Annotated in this window: 2 protein-coding genes; both read right to left on the bottom strand. The window is 40.6% G+C overall.

The genetic code is table 11. The features are described from left to right. A partial coding sequence (locus M902_RS04400; protein WP_021266547.1) for a hypothetical protein occupies positions 1–379 on the bottom strand: 379 nt, incomplete at its 3' end. A gap of 142 nt (positions 380–521) precedes the next feature. Beyond that, the coding region (locus M902_RS04395; RefSeq protein WP_021266548.1) for a tail fiber domain-containing protein at positions 522–5,933 on the bottom strand (5,412 nt) is incomplete at its 5' end.

Genomic DNA, 5,933 nt, shown 5'->3' with positions numbered 1-5,933 from the left:
TTGGAGTTGCTAGAATATTTTGAGAATCATAGACAACTGGATTCATCGCATCCGTTATGTCTGTTACTTGAATCACTAAAGTTTCATTTGTTGGAATAGCATCGATCACACTTGCAATACCTGCAAAGTCTAACTCAACAGTATAAATTCCATTTGAAAGTGGAACAGCACTAATTGTCTGAGTTCCCCTATTTATTCCAGTAGTGCCAGAATAAAAAAGATCAAATTTAAGATCGGGAGTTCCAGTAACTGGTGTACCATTTGTCAGGACAAGACGGCCAGAGTAGCCAAGCTTAGTTGTCGACGCAAAAGCGCTTAGATTTAAGAATAGACCTAAACAAATTGCTAAAATAAATGTTAATTTTCGACTAACGTACAACCAAGATCCTCTGTTAATACAGTGGCTTATCGTCAGTATAGAATGGTTTCGTTAAGATCAATAATTAAATGTCATTTAGAGGACTTATCTGCCGGAAGTGATTCTAAGTAGCCATGTTTTTCAGTCAGTTAAATAATAGCTATTACTCACAGAATGGAGCTTCAGGGTCTTTTGAACAGAGATAATCTTTAAGCATCTTATTTTCGGCCTTAATCTCAGCATTCTCTTCTTTAAGGCTCGCGATTTCTCGACTATTTTCATCTACTTTTGTTTCAATTCCACTACTCATGAAATTAAACATCTTCTTATTATCTTCAATCATATGATTAAGGTCTTGAAGAGCATTGATAATATAAGGAGTAAACTCTCCTTGATTAAGAGTTAGGTATTCCCCATCCTCTCTTTGCTTATCTACAGTTACTGCATGAGGAATTGCCTCTTGAACTTCTTGGGCAATAAATCCGTAATTAATTTTTTCGCTTTCATCTGCATTCCAAACATAAGTACGTGGACGAAGTTTCATGATCACGTCGATACCTTCTTTGAAGTCTTCAATTTCATGCTTAAGTCTTCGATCTGAAGAACATGAAAAGGTTGCAGAGCCTCCAGATTTTTCACAAACTGATCCAGTCCCTGAATATGTTCTAATGCGTCCGTCCGCATAGTTAATAGCATAAGCATCAGTAGAACATGAGCCCTCACAGCCAGCACCAATCCAACCAGTTGCTCCAATATTACCTGAAACATGAAGCTTATTTGCAGGAGCCGTTATTCCAATCCCAACATTACCATCCCATACAAATGTATTCGTATTAACATCCATATAACCAGAAACCTTATCAGCATCTGTTTCAACAAATGTTATCAAGGCATCAGATTCGATACTCAAGGCATTGTTATGTGGAGTCGAAGGCCCAAGACCTGTTTTAGATTGAATCCCTACAAGATATGGATAAATAGCATACTCATTTTCGGCCGAACCGAGGCTATAGCCAATAGCATCGTCCATACTAAGTTGAATATCTCTTGCTCTTAAGTAATCTTGAGAAAACTCTGACACATCCGTTACATCTGTATCATAAACAAGTCTTAATTGCTCTACTCCTGTAGCATTATATGTATAACCAGTAAAAGTCGCATTATACATTGATGATCCATTCGGAATTGCAAGGGCAAGATATTTCACGCCGCTATAAGTAACATAAGAAAGATAAGTATACTCTCCGAAGTTAAGAACATTTCCTCGACAGCTATCATAAGCACAGGCCGTATTAACTTGTGCCGAAATTTTTCTATTCCATGATGCCGTTCCACCACGTCTTATATTGATTTCACCATTTACATAGTGCTCTTCTAAGAGAGCTCCATCATAAGCACGGTGAAGAAGAATATAGTTTATCCCTGTTGAGTTTTCAGTTTGTGAATGGCCATCAATCTTACGATTAACATGATAACTCTTTCCATTTTCATAAACATGTAGTCGTGATGATGGAGAGCTTGTCCCTATCCCAACATTCGCCGTTTGACGATTTATGCTGATAGCATTGGTATCACTTGATGTTAAAAGGTCGGCCGTCTCATGAACACCAATGTGAAGATAGTCTGGCCCCGTTCCATCATAGTGAATATATCCACCCTGAAATGAATTATTAGGCTCAGTAAAGCGAATACGACCGCCTTCAAATTGATTAGTCACATCTCCAGCAAGAGTTAGAGTTGGGCCATTAGTGACATCATCAGCACCCCTAACCGTAAGTTTTGAAATTGGTTCAGCTGAACCAACACCAATCTTACCATCATTTGCAATGATCATTCTTGTTTGCTCTGAAAGAGATCCATTTGTTACGGTTTTAAAATCAAGATCCGTCCCTCTTGTTGTTGGACTCCAATCTTCTGATGCTCGACCAATAATTCCGGCCAATGCGGTTGTGGCCCAGTCTGAACCATCAAAACCTGTAAATGAAAGACGTCCTATTTCCTCATTATCAGAAGGTGCAACCTCTGCCCCAATACTTCCCTTAGCACTACGTAAGAGTAAGTGAGAAGGGTTACCTGAGACACGGTCAAAGAAGATAGGATCCGTTCCGAATGTATGAATTTGACCTAGAGGTGCATTCGTCCCGATACCTACTCGCCCAGTGTTTTCAACAATAATTCCAGTTGTACTATTCCAAGGAGCAGCTCCAAATGTCATATAAAGCTTCTGTTGAGTTGTTGCACTTCCTAGTAATCCAAAACCTGCAAGCCCGTTACTAGTAGCATCAACACTTCCATCTGGTGTATAGTGCATACCGCGGGCCCAACTACCTGCAGTCACGGGTCTTTGTAGAGTGAGGTATCCACCTTTTAAAGTCATATTTCCATTTATTTCAAATTTAGCAAGCGGTGATGCTGTTCCAATCCCGACGTTTCCAGAATTATAGTAAATATGACTTCCCGAAGTCGACCACTGAGTAGCTCTTGCATCCACATAATTTTTAATAGCACTCACAGATGGTGCTTGAGTTGTTTCACTACCGGCCGTTGAATTAACAACAGCAGCACTTTGTGCACGAGCATCAGTAAAATATAAGTTTCCGGCTTCGGCAACATCATCGGTATCAAGTCCAGTAATGGAAGTAAATTGAGCATTGAGCTGTGCTTGAAGTTTTCCGTAAGCATCTATAATTGAATCGGTAGGTGCAAGTACAGAATTTGTCCCTACAGCATAGCCCGTAAGAGGAGTACTCATAACATTAGAAGCTGGTACACGCCCACTGGCGTCTAGTCTTAAAAGCTCACTTGCTCCATTTGCTGTATTGATAGCAAGTCCAACGTCATTGGTATTTGCCGTTAGAGTTATATCACTTGAACTTGTTAAACCTTTAAAGACTAAGTCTGCTCCAGTCTTTGTTTTATAAAGAGAAGTTCCTCCAGCACTAGATGCTGTATTTTGTTCACCACTTGCTGCAACAACAGAAGATAAGCAACCAGCACCATCAATACAAATATCGTTAGTTGCCGTCACATTAATATTTCCATCTACAGTTAGTTTCCCAGTTGCCGTTGTGCCAATACCAACATTACCTGAGGCATCAGCAGTTACTATTTCTTGCCAATCCTTAAAATCTCCCGTGTTATCGCTATGGCGAATAAAGGCACGAGGGTCCTCAGTATTATTTGCTTTGATATGAAGTTGAGCAACAGCACCACTTACAACTCCACTTTGCATATTAAGTGTTGCACCACTTTCTCCAGGAGTTGGAGAACCTGTCGTTGAGGTATTTGAACGATATATACCTGCCGGTAAAGCTTTGCTATCAAGTGAGTTTGAAGCTGGAAGACTTAAACCAATATTGTTAGCAGATACAATTCCACTAACCTCTAATTCTGTCGTTGGTGAATTAGTCCCTATCCCGACACTTCCTTGGAAGTAATTTTTATAAGCTGCTCCCACTTGGTAAAGTCCAAATCGATTCGTAACAGTACCACCTGCTCCACTAACGTTACCAATATGAAGATCATAGGCATTTGTCACTGTTCCAGATCGATTATAATTCGTTACCTTGATCCCATATGCATCTGTCGTAATTGGATTAGCTGTACCATCATAACTGTAATGTCCATAAGCGATGTTAGAAGCAGTTTGCACGGCCAATGTACCATTATCTCCACTTGCCGCAGAATTTCTTAGGGCCTGTGTCAACTGTCCTATTTGAGTTCCAGAAGAAGTTACACCAGAATCAATTTGAGTGGCATTCACGACATAAGCTCCACGTGTAGAGTAAGATCCACTTGTATCAATTGAATGTAGCGTTTGAGAATATAGTCCTGATTCATCGATATTTGAATTATTTGTCACATTATTTGATAAATGGAAACTTGTTCGAGGAGAAGTCGTTCCAATTCCCATCTGACCTTCATTATCAACAACAATTTTCTGATCCCAACCGGCGCCAGTACTTAATGACAATAGGTTCCCGGTTCCCTCTTGGTGAACATGTAAGGCATCATTAACACCGTTATAATCGATTTCGTGTTTTCCCCAAACAGTGGAGTCACCACTTACTGTCAGTGTTGTACTCGGTGTTGATGTTCCAATCCCCACCATACCAGTTGAATAATAAATATCACTTGCCGACGTTGTCCATTGTGTTGAATTAGCAGCTATCGAAGTTGCTTGAGAATTAAGTTGAGCTTGAACTTTTCCAAACGCCTCAAGAACCGTATCGGTAGCAGCAACACTTGAGTCAGCACCTGTTGTAAATCCTGTAAGAGCAACATCAATGGCCGGATTATAATTGATAATTGAATCGGCAAGCTTATCTCCCGCTCCAACTTGAGCAATCTTGCCATTCGTCGTTCCCACATCAACGGCAAGAGTTCCAGTTGATGTAATCGTACCTCCTGTCAGACCTGTTCCACCAGTAACAGAAGTTACTGCAGCAGCAATGGAAGTAGCATGAGCATCAAGCTGTCCTTGGATCTTTCCAAAGGCCTGTAAAATAGTATCAGTAGCAGCAATACTTGAGGCGGCTCCCGTTGTGTAACCAGTTAAGGCAACATCAAGTGCCGGATTATAATTAATAATTGAATCTGCTAATTTATCCCCGGCTCCAACTTGAGCAATTTTGCCATTTGATGTTCCCACATCAACTGCAAGAGTTCCTGTCGAAGTGATCGTTCCACCAGTTAGTCCTGCTCCACCTGTAACAGAAGTAACAGTACCGGCATTGCCTGTTGGCCAAGAAGTTATACAATCCGCTCCAATACAAAAACCAGATGCTTTTGCATTCCCATTAACTTCTAGCTTCTCAGAAGGCGCACTCGTACCAATACCAACATTTCCACTCGTCGACTCAATCCTCATTAACTCTGCAGCAGAGTTTACATTTGTGTTACCTGAAGCGAAAACAAAGTGATGAGGCCCAGAGCCAAGTGGAGAGATATCAGAAATAAAGTACATACTCTCTCTTGACTGAAGAGAAATTGAATTTGAGTTTAGCGCTGTGTCGTAATTAAGCTGTAGTTTATTTAGGCCAACATTAACGTCTCTAATAATTCCAGAAACAGCTGTCGTCCCATCAATATGAAGTGTGTGTGCAGGAGATGAAGTACCAACTCCAACATTACCAGTATTAAAATAAATATCCAAACCAGAGTCTGTCCACTGCGAAGAAGTGATCCCACCAGTTTGTGCTGTCACATAATTCTTTACAGCATTTACAGAAGGAGCAATTGTCGTTTGCACTCCACTCATATCATCAATAACTTTCGCATCTGCCGTAGAAGTTGCAAAAGTATCGACGTACGTTTTAACGACATTCTCTGTGGCAACAGCAGAAGTCGTTCCAAGAGGGCCAGCACTATTTACAGTTAGGCCAACATCACTTGGAGTTGCCCCTGTCTTGTTAATCTTTGACCAAGAAATCGCTGCGTTCGTATTGATGTCAGCATCCACAATTAAGTTGTCTTGAATATCACTTGCTGTCGTTGAAGGAGGAGTTGTTGAACCACCTGTCACTCGTCCATAATCATCAACTGTTACAGAATAATAAGTATCACTAGTCACAAC

This window comes from Bacteriovorax sp. BAL6_X (assembly GCF_000443995.1).
Taxonomy (GTDB): domain Bacteria; phylum Bdellovibrionota; class Bacteriovoracia; order Bacteriovoracales; family Bacteriovoracaceae; genus Halobacteriovorax_A.
This window is presented reverse-complemented; position numbering and strand designations above follow the sequence as displayed.